Here is a 16,658-nt window from a genome sequence, read left to right as displayed (position 1 = left end):
GAAGTGTCCCACCGTGCTGGTGCACTTCGCTGATGGCGTTGGCTGTAACAAATCCGCCTAATCGGACTCTACCCGCAGAACGATGGATGGATGGCGATGACTGGCGAACAACAAGCCCGCTTGCTGGAGCGGCTGCTCAAGGGTGAGCAACAAGCGTTCAAGGAACTGGTCGACACCTATCAGGGCGCCATGCGCGCAGTCGCCTACGCGATTGTCGGCCGCCGGCACGCCGATGAGGCGGTACAGGATGCCTGGCTGGCGGTGGTGCGTAACCTCAAGGGCTTCGAGCAGCGTTCGAGCCTCAAGACCTGGCTGCTCACCATTACCGCCAACGCGGCCAAGACCCGCTACAAACAGAACCGTCGCGAAGTGCTGCTCGATGACCTGCCTGGCCCTCATGGCACGGTCGGCGACGAGCGCTTCGCCACTGACGGGCACTGGCTGCACGGGCCCTCGGCCTGGCACGAAGACACGCCAGAGGCCATGCTCAGCCGTGAGCAGTTGCGCGAATGCCTTGAACATACTTTGCTGAGCCTGTCGGAACTGCAACGCAGTGTGCTGGTGTTGCGCGAGCGGCAGGGCCTGGAGCTTGAGCAGATCTGTAATCTTCTCGAGATTTCCCTCTCCAATGTCCGCGTGCTGCTGCACCGGGCGCGCCTGAAGGTCTTCGCGACCCTGGAACATTTCGAGGAAACCGGCCAATGCTGAGCTGCAAGCAACTCGTCGCCCGCTCAAGCGACTACCTGGATGAACAACTGACCCTGGGCGAGCGCCTGATGGTGCGTCAGCACCTGTTGTTCTGTCGTCACTGCCGGCGCTTTCTCAAGCAGATGCGCGTGGCCCAGGCGACGGTGCGGGCCTTGCCGGAGGCGCCGGTGGTCGACAGCGATGCCCTGGCCGAGCGTCTGGCCCGGGCGCTGAAAAACTCCTGAATCACGCTTGGAAGGCTCTGCAACGGAGCTTTCCGGCTTATTTCATTTCGAAGTAAAAAAGTTCCCTTGTCACAAAACATTTATCTAAAAGCCACTGATCTGACATAAGCCCCCGCCAAGATTCCTCCCCAGCACAAGTGGCTTGAGCCGCGTGTTTTTCCAACATTATCAAGACCATAAAGTAGGGGAGCTTCTTCGATGATCCGTAAGCACTTCGCAGGTTTCGCAGCCAGCGCCTTGGCCATGGCCGTTACCGCCCAGGCTTTCGCGGGTACCGTGACCACCGACGGCGCCGATATCGTAGTCAAGACCAAGGGTGGCCTCGAGGTCGCTACCACCGACAAAGAGTTCAGCTTCAAGCTGGGCGGTCGGATTCAGGCCGACTACAGCCGTTTTGACGGTTTCTACACCAACAACGGCAACACCGCTGACGCCGGTTACTTCCGCCGCGCCTACCTGGAGCTGGGCGGCGTGATGTACAAGGACTGGGCCTACCAGATCGCTTACGACTTCTCGCACAACTCCGGCGGTGACAATCGCTCCGAAGACGGTTACTTCGATGAAGCCTCGCTGGCCTACAACGGCTTCAGCCCGGTATCGATCAAGTTCGGTCGTTTCGACCCTGAGTTCGGCCTGGAAAAAGCCACCAGCTCCAAGTGGGTAACCGCTCAGGAACGCACCGCGGCCTACGACCTGGTCGACTGGACCAACGCCCACAACGGCGGCCTGGGCCTGCAGGTTTCGGGCAACGCCGGTGACTCGCTGTATGGCTCGGTCGGTGCCTTCGCCAAGGACGCCACCAACCAGGACAAGGACGGCGACAGCACCAAGCAGTTCAACCTGCGCGGCGTCTTCGCACCGATGCACGAAGCCGGCAACGTCCTGCACTTCGGTATCAACTATGCACAGCGCGACCTCTCCGACACCGCGTTCGACGGCCGTATCCGCAGCCGCCTGGGCATGCGCGGCGTCAGCACCGACGGCGGCCAGGATGCCGGTACCAACGGCAACCGCCTGACCCTGGGCGGCCGCAACAACACCCCGGCCGGTGCCTATGACACCGACAAGGCCTGGGGTCTGGAAGCGGCCTGGGCCATGGGCCCGTTCTCGGCTCAGGGCGAATACGTCAAGCGTGACGTCCAGGCCGACAGCGCCGCGTTCTCCGACATCAAGGCTGACGGCTACTACGGCCAGCTGGCCTACACCATCACCGGTGAGGCCCGTGGCTACAAGCTCGGCAAGTTCGACAGCATCAAACCGTCGAACAAACAGATCGGTGCCTGGGAAGTGTTCTACCGCTATGACCACCTGAGCGTCGATGACGACAACGGCGCGTTTGCCAACGTCAGCGATATCGAAGGCAAGGTGCATAACGTTGGTCTGAACTGGTACGCCAACGAGTCGATCAAGCTCAGCGGCGTGTACGTCAAAGCCAAGGTCGACAATGCCGAGAACGCTGCCGGCGACGACAGCGGCGACGGTTTCGTCATGCGCGCGCAGTACGTGTTCTAAGCAATACCGCTCCTCATCCGTTAGATCTTCAGCCCCGCTTGTGCGGGGCTTTTTTTCGTCTGCGCGACGAGGCAGACTGCGTCAATGCCCAAGCTCATCCTGCAACACCTTGCCGAACTCACGCCTGCCACCTGGGATGCCCTGGTGCCGCAGGAGCAGCCGTTTTTGCGCCACGCGTTTCTGTCCAGCCTGGAGGACAGCGGCAGCGTCAGCCGCCACACCGGTTGGAGCCCGGCGCATCAGTTGCTCACCGACAGTGCCGGCCAGCTGCGCGCGGCCTTGCCGGCCTATGTGAAGACCCACTCATTCGGCGAGTACGTGTTCGACCACGGTTGGGCCGATGCCTGTGAGCGGGCGGGGATTGCCTATTATCCCAAGCTGCTCTGCGCCGTGCCGTTCTCGCCGGTGACCGGCCCGCGCTTGCTTGGCGACCCGCATGCGGCGGCCGAGCTGGTCGATCAACTGACGGAGGAACTGTTTGCACAGGGGATGTCCGGCGCGCATATCAACTTCACCGATGAGCGTGCCGATGCGCTGATGCGCGAGCGTGAAGGCTGGATGGAACGCCTGGGTTGCCAGTTTCATTGGCGTAACCAGGGCTACCGCGACTTCCAGGATTTTCTCGACACCTTGAGTTCACGCAAGCGCAAACAGATGCGCAAGGAGCGTGAGCAGGTCGTGGGGCACGGCATCGAGTTTCATTGGTTTCGCGGTGATGAACTGAGCGAGGCCCAGTGGGATTTCGTTTTTGCCTGTTATGCCAACACCTATGCCGTACGCCGTCGTGCGCCTTATCTGACCCGAGCGTTTTTCAGTCTGCTGGCTGAGCGCATGCCCGCAGCGATTCGTGTGGTCATGGCCCGTCAGGGCGGCCGCGATGTCGCCATGGCCTTCAGCCTGGTCGGTGGCGACAGCCTGTATGGTCGTTATTGGGGCTGCCTGGACGCGTTCGACCGGCTGCACTTCGAGACCTGTTTCTACCAGGGCATGGACCTGGCGATTGCCGAAGGTCTGCAGCGTTTCGATGCCGGGGCGCAAGGTGAGCACAAGCTGATTCGCGGTTTTGAGCCGGTGATCACCCGCTCCTGGCATTACCTGCTGCACCCGGGCTTGCGCCGGGCGGTGGAGGAGTTCCTGCAGCAGGAGCGGGCGGGGGTGTTGGCCTATGCCGAGGAGGCGCGTTCGGCGTTGCCTTATCGGCAAGGCTGAGGGCCTCATCGCGGGTCAAGCCCGCTCCCACTGTGGGAGCGGGCTTGACCCGCGATGAGGTTACTGTCAGTCGATCCCGACAAACCCCCCGGTCTGGTGATGCCACAACCGTGCATACAACCCTTGATGCGCCAGCAACTCCGCGTGGCTACCCATCTCGGCGATCCGGCCTTTCTCCAGGACCACCAGACGATCCATGCGGGCGATGGTCGACAGCCGGTGGGCAATGGCGATCACGGTCTTGCCCTGCATCAGGGTTTCCAGGCTCTCCTGGATTGCTGCTTCAACTTCCGAGTCCAGTGCTGAAGTCGCCTCGTCCATGATCAGGATCGGCGCATTCTTGAGCAGCACCCGGGCAATGGCGATGCGCTGGCGCTGGCCGCCGGAGAGCTTGACCCCACGCTCACCCACATGCGCATCGAAGCCGGTGCGGCCCTGGGCATCGGACAGTTGCGGAATGAACTCGTCGGCCCGGGCCCGGCGTACCGCTTCCCACAGCTCTTCTTCGGTGGCGTCGGGGCGGCCATACAGCAGGTTTTCGCGAATCGAGCGGTGCAACAGCGAGGTGTCCTGGGTGATCATGCCGATCTGCGCACGCAGGCTGGCCTGGGTCACCTGGGCGATGTCCTGGCCATCGATGAGGATGCGCCCGCTTTCCAGGTCGTACAGGCGTAGCAGCAGGTTGACCAGGGTTGACTTGCCCGCGCCGGACGGGCCGATCAGGCCGATCTTCTCGCCTGGGCGGATGTCCAGGTTCAGGCCGTCGATGATGCGGCTGCCCTTGCCGTAGTGAAAACTGACGTTGTCGAACTTCACCCCGCCGCGATCGACCTTGAGCGCAGGTGCGCTCGGCGAGTCGGTGACGCTCACCGGCTGGGCGATAGTCTGCAGGCCATCCTGGACCATGCCGATGTTTTCGAAGATGCCATTGACCACCCACATGATCCAGCCGGACATGTTGACGATGCGGATCACCAGGCCGGTGGCCAGGGCGATGGCACCGACCGTGATCAGCGACTGGGTCCACAGCCACAGCGCCAGGCCCGTGGTGCTGACGATCAACAGGCCGTTGAGGCTGGTGATGACCACGTCCATGCTGGTGACCACGCGGGCGGCCAGCTGGGTTTTTTCGGTCTGCTCGCTGATCGCTTCGCGAGCGTATTGCTGCTCGAAGTCGGTGTGGGCGAAGAGTTTCAGGGTAGCGATGTTGGTGTAGCCATCGACGATGCGGCCCATGAGCTTGGAGCGGGCATCGGAGGAGATCACGGCCCGGGCCTTGACCCGTGGCACGAAGTAGCAGAGTGCGCCGATGTAGCAGGCGATCCAGGTGATCAGCGGCAACATCAGCCGCCAGTCGGCCTCGGCAAACAGCACCAGCGAGCTGATCGCATAGATCAGTACGTGCCACAGCGCGTCCACCGCCTGCACCGCCGAGTCGCGCAGCGAGTTGCCGGTCTGCATGATGCGCTGGGCGATGCGTCCGGCAAAATCGCTCTGGAAGAAGTTCAGGCTCTGCTTGAGCACGAAGGTATGGTTCTGCCAGCGGATCATGCTGGTCATCCCCGGGCTGATGGTCTGGTGTACGAGAAGGTCGTGCAGGCCGAGAAACACCGGGCGCAGAATCAGCGCCACTACCAGCATCCACAGCAGTTCGGCAGCGTGATCGCTGAAGAAATCAAGCGAAGGGGTGCCTTGAGCCAGGTCGATGATCCGGCTCAAGTAACTGAAAAGGGCCACTTCGATCAATGCGCCGATGAATCCGATCACCAGCAGCGCGGCAAAACTTGGCCACACCTGGCGCAGGTAGTACACATAGAACGGCCATACCGTGGTGGGCGGCGCCGCAGTAGGCGCCTCACGGAAGATGTCGATGAGCTTTTCGAAGCGGCGAAACAGCATGAAAACGGTAACTCCTGTTCAGTTCGACCCGCAGGCCTGGTTCACGTCCCTGTGAAGCCCGAGGTCAGTCGATACGCTTGGCCGACTTGATGAACACCGGGTCGACCGGTACATCGCGCATGCCTTTCTTGACGGTGGTCGGCGAGTTGACGATCTGGTCGACCACATCCATCCCTTTGACGACCTTGCCGAACACCGCGTAACCGGCGTCACGGCCCGGGTCGAGGAAGGCGTTGTCGGCAACGTTGATGAAGAACTGGCTGGTGGCCGAGTTGGGGTTGGAGGTGCGTGCCATCGACAACGTGCCACGGACGTTTTGCAGGCCATTGCTGGCTTCGTTGCGAATCGGCTGCTTGGTGTCTTTTTGCACCATCTGCTCAGTGAAACCACCACCCTGGACCATGAAACCCGGGATCACCCGGTGGAAGATGGTGTTGTTGTAGAAACCGCTGTCCACATATTGCAGGAAGTTCTTGCTGCTGATCGGCGCCTTGGTTTCGTTCAGTTCGATTTCGATCTGACCGAAGCTGGTTTCCAGCATTACATGAGGCGCTTTTTCAGCGGCCATCAGGCTGGTGGCGAAGACGACCGAGCAGGTGGCGAGCAGGAGTTTTTTCAGCATGGGCTCAATGATCCTTGAGAGGTGGTGGACGCCGCCAGGAACTGCAGCAGCGTCTGATTGAAGAGGTCAGGTTGGTCCAGGGGCGTAGCGTGCCGGGAATCTTCGATCACCGCCAGCCGTGCGTGTGGAATCAGGGCCACGTAGCGCTCTTTAAGTTGTACCGGGGTGTAATCCTGGTCGGCGCTGATGACCAGGGTAGGACAGCGAATCTGCCCCAGGCGTTCCGCCACTCCCCAGCCGACAATGGCGTCGAAACTGGCCAGGTACGCGCGTTTGTCGTTCTTTGCCCAGCGCTCGGCCATCTTGCGCCGCAAATCGGCCTGCTGCGGTTTGGGGAACAGCCGCTCGGCCAGGCCCTTGCCGATGGTTTCAAGGCTCAGCAGCCGCGCCAGGGCCCAGCGCTTGGCCCACCAGATCCAGTCGCTGCGGCTGCGGCGCTTGACCTCCGGAGCACTGTTGACGATGCACAGGCTGCGCAGCCATTCGGGGTGATCGACGGCAAACTGGAAACCGATCATGCCGCCCATGGACAGGCCGACCAGATGCACCGGGCCGGTCTGCAACTGCTCGAGCAGGGCTAGAAGGTCGGCGCTGAAGCTGGCGATGCTGTAGCGCTCGCGGGGCTTGTCGGAGCGGCCGTGGCCGCGGATGTCCATGAGGATCACCCGGTACTGGCGGGCAAGCGTCGGCACCTGCATTTCCCAGTCCTGGCAACTGGAACCCAGGCCGTGCAGCAGCACCAGTGGCTCGCCCTGGCCGTATTCCTCGTAGTGCAGCGAGCAACCTTCATGTTCGAAGTAGGCCATCGGCGTGATTCCTGTCAGGCTTGGGCGGGCGCGGCGAAGGGCACATCCAGCGGTGCGGTGTCGAAGTTGCGCAGCAATTCGACGAGGATCTGCGTCGCCGGGCCCAGGGGTTTGTCCTTGTTCGAGTAAAGGTAGAACAGTGGGTGGCGACTGCCACCCTGATCCAGTGGCAAAGGCTTGAGCAGGCCTTCACGCAGCTCGCGTTCGATCAGGTGGCGGGGCAACCAGGCAAAGCCCAGGCCGCTGCTGACGAAGGTCGCGGCGGTGGCCAGGCTGCCGACCGTCCAGCGCTGTTCGGCGCCCAGCCAGCCGACATCGCGGGGCTGCGCGCGGCCGGAGTCGCGGATCACCACCTGCAGCTGGCTTTCCAGGTCCTGGAAGCTCAGTTCCCGACCCAGGCGGTGCAGGCTGTGTTCGGGGTGGGCAACGGCAACGAACTCGACCGAACTGAGCTCCGTGCCCAGGTAGCCGGAAATGTTGAAGCCGCTGATGGCAAGGTCGGCGACGCCTTCGTGCAGGACTTCCTCGACCCCGGACAGCACCTCTTCACGCAGGCGCACCCGGCAGCCACGGCTTTGCGGCATGAACGCACTCAAGGCGCGGACCAGGCGGGCGTTGGGGTAGGCGGCATCGACCACCAGGCGCACTTCGGCTTCCCAGCCCTGTTCCATATGGTGGGCCAGGTCTTCGAGCTGGCTGGCCTGCTTGACCAGTTGCCGCGAGCGGCGCAGCAGCACGTTGCCGGCCTCGGTCAGCACCGCCTTGCGCCCGTCGATGCGCAGCAGCGGCACGCCGAGCTGGTCCTGCATGCGCGCCACGGTGTAGCTCACCGAGGATTGCGAGCGGTGCAGGGCCTCGGCGGCTTGGGCAAAGCCACCATGATCGACCACCGCCTGCAGGGTCCGCCACTGGTCCAGGGTTACGCGCGGCGCTTTCATCTTCGGCTCCTGTTGTCCTAAGCTGGCGCTCTTTCATGGAGAGCGTCGTATGAAGAAATATTGTGCTGTATTGCTGGCCCTGCTTCCGCTCACGGCCCTGGCCTATCCCATCGACGTGGAAAAGGATATCGACGGCGTCAAGGTCGACTACACCACCTACGACACCGACCGTGACATTGGCTCGATCACCCTGAACAACTATGGCGACGTTGCCGCGCAGTGCAAGGTGTCCTTTCGCAACGGCCCGGAAGCGCCGCGGGTGCGCCGCGTACTGGTGCCGGCGAAAAAAAGCGTCGATGCCACGGCCAAGTTCAACCGGGAAATCATCAAGCTGCGCATCGCCTTGAGCTGCAAACCGGAATAAAACAATTTAACTGATAGGTTGGACCCAGTTTTTACGCTTTTTTATCGATAGGTCAATCATTAATCTTGCCTCCATCGACTTACCGAACTCGCCGATGGAGGCAAGCCCCATGTCCCGTGTACTCGTCATCGAAAGCAGCGCCCGCCAGCAGGACTCGATCTCCCGGCAACTGACCCGTGACTTCGTCAGCCAGTGGCAGGCTGCCCACCCGGCCGACCAGGTGACCCTGCGCGACCTGGCCGTCAACCCGGTGCCGCACCTGGATGGCAACCTGCTCGGTGGCTGGATGAAGCCCGAAGCCCAGCGCAATGCCGATGAGCTGCAGGCCCTGGCCCGCTCCAACGAGTTGACCGATGAAGTGCTGGCGGCCGACGTGCTGGTCCTGGCCGCACCGATGTACAACTTCACCATTCCCAGCACCCTTAAAGCCTGGCTGGACCATGTACTGCGTGCCGGCATCACCTTCAAGTACACCGAAACCGGGCCGCAGGGCCTGCTGACCGGCAAGCGCGCCTACATCCTCACCGCCCGTGGTGGTATCCATGCCGGTGCCAGCAGCGATCATCAAGAACCTTACCTGCGCCAGGTCATGGCCTTTATCGGTATCCATGACGTGACCTTCATCCACGCCGAAGGCCTGAACATGGGCGGCGATTTCCACGAGAAGGGCCTGAACCAGGCCAAGGCGCAGCTCGCTGCGGTGGCATGAGCCGGCAATGAATTTTCCCGCCTGACACCTGTTGCTCCTTTGGGTGTGCCTGCCCGGTCACTGCCTTGTGCAGGACCGGGCTTTTTTATTTCGCGATTGCATGCAAGCACTGTGGGAGCTGGCCCTGCCAGCGATACGGCCCGCAGGGCCTTCGACTATTGCCGGGTTTGCCGCTAACCGCTAAGGTCGCCGCCTCTACAGCAAGGGGCACACATGGGCTATTTATTGATTGTCGCGTTGATCCAGGCGTTTTCCTTCAGCCTGATCGGCGAGTACCTGGCCGGCCATGTCGACAGCTACTTCGCCGTGCTGGCGCGGGTGCTGCTGGCCGGGCTGGTGTTCCTGCCGCTGACTCGCTGGCGCCAGGTCGAATCGCGCTTCATGCGTTCGATGCTGCTGATCGGTGCGCTGCAATACGGCATCACCTATGTCTGCCTGTACCTGAGCTTTCGCGTGCTGACGGTGCCGGAGGTGCTGCTGTTCACCATTCTCACGCCCTTGCACGTGACCCTGATCGAAGATGCCCTGAACCGGCGCTTCAACCCCTGGGCGCTGGTGGCGGCGCTGGTGGCGGTTGCCGGCGCGGCGGTGATTCGCTTTGACCGCATCAGCCCGGACTTCTTCATGGGCTTTTTGCTCCTGCAACTGGCCAACTTCACCTATGCCGCCGGGCAGGTGCTGTACCGCCACCTGATCGCGCGCAACCCCAGCGAGCTGCCGCATTACCGGCGTTTCGGCTATTTCTACCTGGGCGCCTTGCTGGTGGTGCTGCCGGCGTTCCTGCTGTTCGGCAACACCCAGCACCTGCCGAGCACCGACGTGCAATGGCTGGTGCTGCTGTTCCTGGGGCTGTGCCCGACGGCGCTGGGGTTGTACTGGTGGAACAAGGGCGCCTGCCTGGTTTCAGGCGGCACCCTGGCGGTGATGAACAACCTGCACGTGCCGGTCGGCTTGCTGCTCAACCTGCTGATCTGGAACCAGCACGAGCCGCTGGGCCGGCTGTTCATCGGCGGGGCGGTGATCCTGGCGTCGCTATGGCTCAGTCGTCTCGGCGCTCAGCGCCCGCTGCTGGCTGGGCAAGGACGAGGGTAACAGGCCGGCGCGCAGGTCGTTGCCACTCGGCTGCTGGTACAGGCTCAGGCCGAACTCCGGCAGCACTGCCAGCAGGTAGTCGAAGATGTCGCCCTGGATACGCTCGTACTCGGCCCACACCGTGGTGCGGGTGAAGCAGTAGATTTCCAGCGGCACGCCCTGGGCGGTGGTCTGCATCTGGCGGACCATGCAGGTCATGTTCGGCTGGATGTCCGGGTGGCTTTTCAGATAAGCCAGGGCGTAGGCGCGGAAGGTGCCGACGTTGGTCAGCTTGCGGCGGTTGGCCGACAGCTCTGCCACCGGCCCCTGGGCCTCGTTCCAGCTGTGCAGTTCATTGCGCTTGCGGGCGATGTAGTCGGTCAGCAGGCGCACCTCGGACAGGCGCTGCTCTTCGGCGCTGGTCAGAAAACGCACGCCGCCGGCATCGATGAACAGGCTGCGCTTGATCCGCCGCCCGCCCGATTGCTGCATGACTGCTTCCTGAATGGTTGGTACGTGTCCATTCAAGTTCAGCTCACAGGTTATGTCAAACGGGCGGAGCTCACGGGTGGTTCTGCACCTTGACCGTGTGCAGGGTGATGTCCACCACATCGCCGTCGGCGCCCACCTGGGGCATCTCGATCCAGTCGCCGACCCGCAACATGTCGTTGCTGGTCAGTTGCACGCTGGCGACGAATGACAGCAGGGTGTCCTTGTAGACCAACAGGATGACTGCCGACATGGCACCGAGACCTGAGAGCAGCAACAGCGGCGAGCGGTCGATCAGGGTGGCGACGATGACGATGGCGCCGAACACGAACAGGACCATCTTGGCCAACTGCACATAGCCCTTGATCGAGCGGGTGCGGGCATGTTCGGTGCGTGCGTAGATGTCCAGCAGGGCGTCGAGCAGGGCGCTCAGGGCCAGGGTCAGGAACAGGATGGTGAAGGCCAGGGCAACGTTGCCGAGGAAATGCTGGCTGGTGGCGCTCAGCTCCGGCACCAGCTTGAGGCCAAACTGCACCACCAGCGACGGGGTGGTCTGGGCCAGGCGCTGGAATACCTTGTTCTCGCGCAGGTCATTGACCCAGTGCAGGGCTGGCTGGCGGCCGAGCAGGCGGGCGGCGTGCAGCACCAGAAAGCGCGCCACGCGGCCGAGCAGGCGGGCGGCGTGCAGCACCAGAAAGCGCGCCACGCGGCCGAGCAGCAGGGCGATCACCAGCAATACGCCCAGGCCGATACCGGCGTGCAGCACCGGGTGTTGATCGAGGGTGCCCCAGAGGTCCAGGGTGTTTTGCCACAGCTGTTGAATGTCCATAACGGTGTCGTAGAGGGTCCGCAAGTCGAAAACAAGGCCATTAGAGCGCGGATTGGCAAGAAGTTGCCAAAAGAAATTCGGCTCCGACGCCGGAAAACGTTACCCTATGCAACTGAATTTTTTGCACATGCCCGAGGTACACCCGTGTTTTCCCAATTCGCCCTGCACGAACGCCTGCTCAAAGCCGTGGCCGAGCTGAAATTTGTCGAGCCGACGCCGGTGCAGGCAGCGGCCATCCCTTTGGCGTTGCAAGGGCGTGACCTGCGGGTGACGGCGCAAACCGGTAGCGGCAAGACCGCAGCCTTCGTCCTGCCGATGCTCAACCGCCTGGTTGACCTCAAGCAAAAGCGTGTCGAAATTCGTGCCCTGGTGCTGCTGCCAACCCGCGAGCTGGCGCAGCAGACCCTCAAGGAAGTCGAGCGTTTCTCCCAGTTCACCTTCATCAAGGCCGGCCTGATCACCGGCGGTGAAGACTTCAAGGAACAGGCGGCGATGCTGCGCAAGGTGCCGGACGTGCTGATCGGCACCCCGGGTCGCCTGCTCGAGCAGCTCAATGCCGGCAACCTGCACCTGGAGCATGTCCAGGTCATCGTGCTCGATGAAGCCGACCGCATGCTCGACATGGGCTTTGCCGAAGACGTCGAGCGCCTGTGCAACGAATGCCCGAACCGTGAGCAGACCATGCTGTTCTCCGCCACCACCGGCGGTGCAGGCCTGCGCGACATGATCGGCAAAGTGCTGAAAACCCCTGAACACCTGATGCTCAACAGCGTCAGCCAGCTGGCCGAAGGCACCCGCCAGCAGATCATCACCGCCGACCATAACCAGCACAAAGAACAGATCGTGCAGTGGCTGCTGCAAAACGAGACCTACGACAAGGCGATCATCTTCACCAACACCCGGGTGATGGCCGACCGCATCTACGGGCACCTGGTGGCCAAGGACTACAAGGCGTTCGTGCTGCACGGCGACAAGGACCAGAAGGACCGCAAGCTGGCGATCGAGCGCCTGAAGCAGGGCGGCGCGAAGATCCTCGTCGCCACCGACGTCGCTGCCCGCGGCCTGGACGTCGACGGCCTGGACCTGGTGATCAACTTCGACATGCCACGCAGTGGCGACGAGTACGTGCACCGCATCGGCCGTACCGGCCGTGCCGGTAACGAAGGCCTGGCGGTATCGCTGATCTGCCACGGCGACTGGAACCTGATGTCGAGCATCGAGCGCTACCTGAAGCAGAGCTTCGAGCGTCGGGTGATCAAGGAGGTCAAAGGCACTTACACCGGGCCGAAGAAGGTCAAGGCCTCGGGCAAGGCGGCCGGTGTGAAGAAGAAAAAAGCTGACAAGAAAGGCGATAAGAAGGTCGTTGCCAAGCGCAAGCCGACCGCCAAGCCAAAGCCTAACGCCCCACTGGCCAGCGCCGATGGCCTGGCACCGCTCAAGCGCCGCAAGCCGGCGCCGGCTGCGGAGTAAGCGCCGGCCTCATCGCCGGCAAGGCCGGCTCCCACAGGTTCTTTGCCGTCCTTGTGGGAGCTGGCTTGCCAGCGATAGCTTCACCCCGATTTCAAACCTTCTTCTCCGCTGCCTTCAGCTCCTGCAACCGCTTGTCGATCAGCGGGCAGCAGGCTGGCGCACGCTAAAAATCAGTCGAACCGCAGCCCCGCGCACCGGTCACAATCTTACTTACCCCTGATTGAGGCTATGCCGATGACCACCTACGACTGGGACCTGATCGAACGGCTGTTGCATGAAGCGCAGAACAGCGCCGGGCACAGTTTCACCCCCAGGCCATACGCCGAGCAGCATGCTGCCCAGCTCGCGGTTGAGGGCGCGGCCCCTGGCGATCTCGATCATCTGAAAACGCTGGCCTGTGAGTACGAAAAGTTGCTGTTCGAGCGCGGTTACTTTGCTTCACGCCCGGAAGATGAGGGCGGCAACGGTGAGAATTTTGTCCTCACCGAGCGTGGCTCGCGGCTGCTGAGCCTGCTGGACAGCAGCATTCCGGGCAACGCTCACCCGCTTCAGGTACTGGATGAACAGGACGATCCCCTGGACGAAACGACCTTCGATCAATTGGCCTCCAAGGCGCAGATTGCCTGAAGCAGGCGACACAAGGCTGGCATTGAGCGGCCGCTGCCGCTGATAATCGGCGCTGGATCCACTTCTGCCGAGAACCTGCCATGTCGATGCCTGATTCCGGGGGCGCCCGATGAGCGTCAGCCGCCGCAATACCGATGCCTTTGCCCTGCAGGTGATGCTGGTACTGTGCCTGATCTGGGGCATCCAGCAGGTCATGATCAAGTGGGCCGCGCCGGATATCGCCCCGGTCATGCAACAGGCCATGCGCTCGGGCATGGCGGCGGTGCTGGTCGGCCTGCTGATGTGCTTTCGCGGCGGCTGGGATCAGGTAGCCAGCACCTGGCGTGGCGGTCTGCTGGCCGGTGCGCTGTTCGGCCTGGAGTTTCTGTTCATCGCCGAAGGCCTGAAGCTGACCTCGGCGGCGCACATGTCGGTATTCCTTTACACCGCACCGGTGTTCACTGCCCTGGGCCTGCATTTCATGCTGCCGAGCGAGCGCCTGCGGCCCTTGCAATGGCTGGGCATCCTGTTGGCGTTTGGCGGCATTGCCTTTGCTTTTGCAGGTGGTATCTCGTTGGCGCAGTTGGACGGGCGCATGTTGCTCGGTGATGCCTTCGGTGTGCTGGCGGGCCTGGCCTGGGGCGCAACCACCGTGGTGGTGCGTGCTTCGCGGTTGTCTGAAGCCCCGGCGACCCTGACGCTGTTCTATCAATTGGCGGTCGGTTTCGTCGGCTTGCTGCTGATAGCCGTCGCCAGTGGTCAGGTTACCCACGTGCAGTTCACCCCGCTGTCGATCGGCAGCCTGCTGTTCCAGGGCCTGATCGTGTCGTTCTTCAGCTACCTGACCTGGTTCTGGCTGCTGCGCCGCTACCTGGCCTCGAACCTGGCGGTGTTCTCCTTTATTACCCCGTTGTTCGGGGTGACCTTCGGGGTGCTGCTGCTCGGCGAGCCGCTGAGCCTGAACTTCGTCCTCGGGGCGATCATGGTGCTGCTCGGGGTGACCCTGGTCAGTGCTGAGCAGTGGGTGCGCCGACGCCTGCGCAGCCTGCTCGACTAGCCTGCGCGCGTAACAGCAGCACGCCTGCGAGTAGCAGGCCGCTGGCCGCGATGACCAGCGCGGCTTGCAGGCTGCCGGCAAACTGATTGCTCAGCGCCGCCAGCAACGGCCCGCTGAGCTGGCCGAGGGCAAAGCAGGCGGTCAGCAACCCGGCATTGCGTTGGCTGGCCTGCGGTGCCAGCTCTCGCGAGCGTTGCATCACCAGTTGCATACAGGCCAGGAACGGGCCGCCACAGAGGACCACCCCGAGCGCCAGGCCCAGGCCGTTGCCCAGCAGGCAAGCGAACACGCCGGCGGCCTGCAGCCACAGGGTTGCGATCAGCCAGTGTGAGGTACTGCCCATGCCCGGGCGGCGCAGGCTGACCAGCACCACGCCCAGCGCTGCCGCGAGGCCGAAGCCGGGCCAGAACAGATCAGCCAGCCAGTGCCCGTGAAAGCGCGCGCTGGCCATCTGCGACATGAAGGTCGCGGGAATGATGTAACCGATACCGTACAGCGCATACACCCCACCCAAGCGCCCCATCCCTTGTGCGGCGGGCTGGGCGAGCGCCGGGCTGCCAGCAGGCATTGCTGGCTGCGGACGTGGCAGCGCTGGCAGCACGACCAGCAGCATCAGCAGGGCAACCGCCGCGTAGATCAGCCACAAAGGCGCCGAACCCAGGCCCTTGAGGTTGACGACCAGCGCCAGCATGCCGGTAAGCAAAATTCCCACGCCAGGCCCGGCAAATACCAGGGCCCCCAGCCGTGGCCGGTTGCTGGCCGCCGCCACTTGCTGGCTGAGGCTGGTGAGCATGACCAGCACCCAGGCGCTGGCCACGCCGGTACCAAAGCGCAGCAGCAGGTGGGCCCAGAAGCCGCTGGCCCAGAACGACGCCAGGGTCAGCACTACACACAGCCACAGCCCTGCGTGCAGGCGCGCGCTGACCTGGCCCGGGCGGCGGGCGAACATGGCGTCCAGCGCACCGAGGAAATACCCCAGGTAGTTGGCGGCGGCGATCAGGCCGGCGGCGGTCAGGCTGATCTGGCCTTCGCTGATCAGGTGCGGCAGCTGCGGGGTCAGGGCGAAGCGGCCAATGCCCATGGCCATCATCAGGGCAACGGCACAGGCGAGAAGGCGAGCAAGTGGCGACATGGCGGCGATTCCTGCACAGGCGTGGATGACCGTCAGGCTAAAGCCGGTTGACTTTCAATAAAATTGAATAATGATGAGTAACTTGTTCTGTTTTGGAGAATGGCTCATGGAGCTCAGCCAGTTGCGGATTTTCCAGGCGGTGGCCGAGGAGGGCTCGGTGACCCGCGCTGCCGAGCGCCTGCACCGGGTACCGTCGAACCTGTCGACCCGCCTGCGCCAGCTCGAAGAGCAACTGGGCGTCGAGCTGTTCCGCCGTGAACGCCAGCGTTTGCAGCTATCACCGGCGGGCAAGGTGCTGCTCGATTACGTCGGGCGCATGCTTGCCCTGCATGATGAAGCCTTTGCCGCCGTGCAGGGCGGGCAACCCGCCGGGGAGTTCGTCCTCGGCTCGATGTACAGCACTGCGGCGATTCACCTGCCGGAGCTGCTGGCCCGGTACCACAGCGCTTATCCGGCGGTGAACCTGCAGGTGCAGGCGGCGCCCAGCGGCGAGTTGCTCGAAGGCTTGCTCAGTGGCCGCCTGGACGCGGCATTGGTTGATGGACCGCTAGCCCTGGCCGGGCTCGATGGGGTGCCGCTGTGCGATGAAACCCTGGTGCTGATCACCGAGCCCGGCCATGCGCCAGTGCGCAGTGCCCGCGATGTCGCCGGGCGGGCGGTGTTCACCTTTCGTCAGGGTTGTTCCTACCGGATGCGCCTGGAAGCCTGGTATGCCGATGATCATGCGGCCATGGGCCGGGTCATGGAGATCGAGTCATATCCAAGCATGCTCGCCTGCGTGATCGCCGGGGCAGGGGTGGCGCTGATGGCCCAGTCGATGCTCGACAGCCTGCCGGGCAGGGAGCGGGTGGCGGTGCATCGCCTGCAAGCGCCGTTCGACCAGGCCACCACCTGGCTGATGTGGCGCAAGGGCATGCGCGGGGCGAACCTGAGTGCCTGGCTCGATTTGCAACAAGGGGAAACAGTTGCACAGGCGCCGGGGCTGGCGGTCAGTGCTTGAGGGAGATCAAACT

General features: G+C 63.1%; 16 protein-coding genes and 1 pseudogene. 11 read left to right on the top strand and 6 right to left on the bottom strand.

All coding sequences use genetic code 11. The features are described 5' to 3' along the window. Positions 1 to 96 precede the first annotated feature (96 nt). The 4 genes from NLX68_RS06565 (at position 97) to NLX68_RS06550 (ending at position 3,653) form a co-directional block, all read left to right on the top strand. Positions 97 to 708 (top strand): RNA polymerase sigma factor, encoded by a 612-nt coding sequence (locus NLX68_RS06565; protein WP_254283382.1) that lies wholly within the window; start codon positions 97 to 99, stop codon positions 706 to 708. After that, positions 702 to 932, top strand: coding sequence for an anti-sigma factor (locus NLX68_RS06560; RefSeq protein ID WP_254283381.1), 231 nt, complete (start codon positions 702 to 704; stop codon positions 930 to 932). The genes NLX68_RS06565 and NLX68_RS06560 overlap by 7 nt, the downstream gene beginning before the upstream one ends. Before the next feature lie 198 nt (positions 933 to 1,130). Next, complete coding sequence (locus tag NLX68_RS06555; protein ID WP_254283380.1) at positions 1,131 to 2,444, top strand: OprO/OprP family phosphate-selective porin; 1,314 nt, start codon at positions 1,131 to 1,133, stop codon at positions 2,442 to 2,444. 84 nt (positions 2,445 to 2,528) lie between these two features. Next, entirely contained in the window at positions 2,529 to 3,653 is a 1,125-nt protein-coding gene (locus tag NLX68_RS06550; protein ID WP_254283379.1) for a GNAT family N-acetyltransferase, read from the top strand. Between the two features lie 66 nt (positions 3,654 to 3,719). On the opposite strand, the gene NLX68_RS06545 is transcribed toward NLX68_RS06550, so the two are convergent. The 4 genes from NLX68_RS06545 to NLX68_RS06530 all read right to left on the bottom strand — a co-directional run bounded on the left by NLX68_RS06545 (position 3,720) and on the right by NLX68_RS06530 (position 7,918). Continuing rightward, positions 3,720 to 5,552, bottom strand: coding sequence for an ABC transporter ATP-binding protein (locus tag NLX68_RS06545; protein WP_254283378.1), 1,833 nt, complete (start codon positions 5,550 to 5,552; stop codon positions 3,720 to 3,722). A 64-nt stretch (positions 5,553 to 5,616) separates the two neighbouring features. Continuing rightward, positions 5,617 to 6,174, bottom strand: coding sequence for a peptidylprolyl isomerase (locus NLX68_RS06540; RefSeq protein ID WP_254283377.1), 558 nt, complete (start codon positions 6,172 to 6,174; stop codon positions 5,617 to 5,619). Beyond that, positions 6,168 to 6,980 carry an alpha/beta fold hydrolase gene (locus NLX68_RS06535; protein ID WP_254283376.1) on the bottom strand — a complete coding sequence of 271 codons (813 nt, stop codon included), beginning with the start codon at positions 6,978 to 6,980 and terminating at the stop codon, positions 6,168 to 6,170. Before NLX68_RS06535 ends, NLX68_RS06540 begins: the two co-directional genes overlap by 7 nt. 14 nt (positions 6,981 to 6,994) lie before the next feature. Further along, a complete protein-coding gene (locus NLX68_RS06530; protein WP_010223067.1) occupies positions 6,995 to 7,918 on the bottom strand; it encodes a LysR family transcriptional regulator in 924 nt (307 codons plus the stop codon). Between the two features lie 49 nt (positions 7,919 to 7,967). Here NLX68_RS06530 and NLX68_RS06525 point away from each other — a divergent pair, with 49 nt between their 5' ends. The 3 genes from NLX68_RS06525 to NLX68_RS06515 all read left to right on the top strand — a co-directional run bounded on the left by NLX68_RS06525 (position 7,968) and on the right by NLX68_RS06515 (position 10,083). After that, a complete protein-coding gene (locus NLX68_RS06525) occupies positions 7,968 to 8,282 on the top strand; it encodes a hypothetical protein (RefSeq protein WP_010223066.1) in 315 nt (104 codons plus the stop codon). A gap of 109 nt (positions 8,283 to 8,391) precedes the next feature. Continuing rightward, a complete protein-coding gene (locus NLX68_RS06520) occupies positions 8,392 to 8,991 on the top strand; it encodes an FMN-dependent NADH-azoreductase (RefSeq protein WP_100783142.1) in 600 nt (199 codons plus the stop codon). A 213-nt stretch (positions 8,992 to 9,204) separates the two neighbouring features. After that, positions 9,205 to 10,083, top strand: coding sequence for a carboxylate/amino acid/amine transporter (locus tag NLX68_RS06515; protein WP_254283375.1), 879 nt, complete (start codon positions 9,205 to 9,207; stop codon positions 10,081 to 10,083). Here NLX68_RS06515 and NLX68_RS06510 read toward each other — a convergent pair. Then, positions 10,024 to 11,380 (bottom strand): annotated as a pseudogene (locus NLX68_RS06510) (mechanosensitive ion channel family protein). The gene NLX68_RS06515 and the pseudogene NLX68_RS06510 overlap by 60 nt on opposite strands. Before the next feature lie 144 nt (positions 11,381 to 11,524). Between NLX68_RS06510 and NLX68_RS06505 the strand changes: the two are divergent. The 3 genes from NLX68_RS06505 (at position 11,525) to NLX68_RS06495 (ending at position 14,513) form a co-directional block, all read left to right on the top strand. Then, on the top strand, positions 11,525 to 12,850 hold the full coding sequence (locus tag NLX68_RS06505; protein ID WP_010223062.1) for a DEAD/DEAH box helicase: 1,326 nt from the start codon (positions 11,525 to 11,527) through the stop codon (positions 12,848 to 12,850). A 234-nt stretch (positions 12,851 to 13,084) separates the two neighbouring features. Next, positions 13,085 to 13,477 carry a transcriptional regulator gene (locus NLX68_RS06500; RefSeq protein WP_254283374.1) on the top strand — a complete coding sequence of 131 codons (393 nt, stop codon included), beginning with the start codon at positions 13,085 to 13,087 and terminating at the stop codon, positions 13,475 to 13,477. A gap of 109 nt (positions 13,478 to 13,586) precedes the next feature. After that, positions 13,587 to 14,513: a DMT family transporter gene (locus NLX68_RS06495; RefSeq protein WP_254283373.1), complete on the top strand. Its 927-nt coding sequence runs from the start codon at positions 13,587 to 13,589 to the stop codon at positions 14,511 to 14,513. Here the strand turns inward: NLX68_RS06495 and NLX68_RS06490 are convergent. Beyond that, a complete protein-coding gene (locus NLX68_RS06490) occupies positions 14,464 to 15,645 on the bottom strand; it encodes a YbfB/YjiJ family MFS transporter (protein WP_254283372.1) in 1,182 nt (393 codons plus the stop codon). The two genes, NLX68_RS06495 and NLX68_RS06490, sit on opposite strands and share 50 nt — an antisense overlap. A 106-nt stretch (positions 15,646 to 15,751) precedes the next feature. On the opposite strand from NLX68_RS06490, the gene NLX68_RS06485 reads away from it, so the two are divergent. Next, positions 15,752 to 16,645, top strand: coding sequence for a LysR family transcriptional regulator (locus NLX68_RS06485; RefSeq protein WP_254283371.1), 894 nt, complete (start codon positions 15,752 to 15,754; stop codon positions 16,643 to 16,645). Positions 16,646 to 16,658: the final 13 nt, after the last annotated feature.

It is taken from the genome of Pseudomonas sp. SBB6 (assembly GCF_024213215.1).
Taxonomy (GTDB): domain Bacteria; phylum Pseudomonadota; class Gammaproteobacteria; order Pseudomonadales; family Pseudomonadaceae; genus Aquipseudomonas; species Aquipseudomonas donghuensis.
The sequence above is the reverse complement of the archived record's forward strand: the minus strand, read 5'-3'. Positions and strand labels throughout refer to the sequence as shown.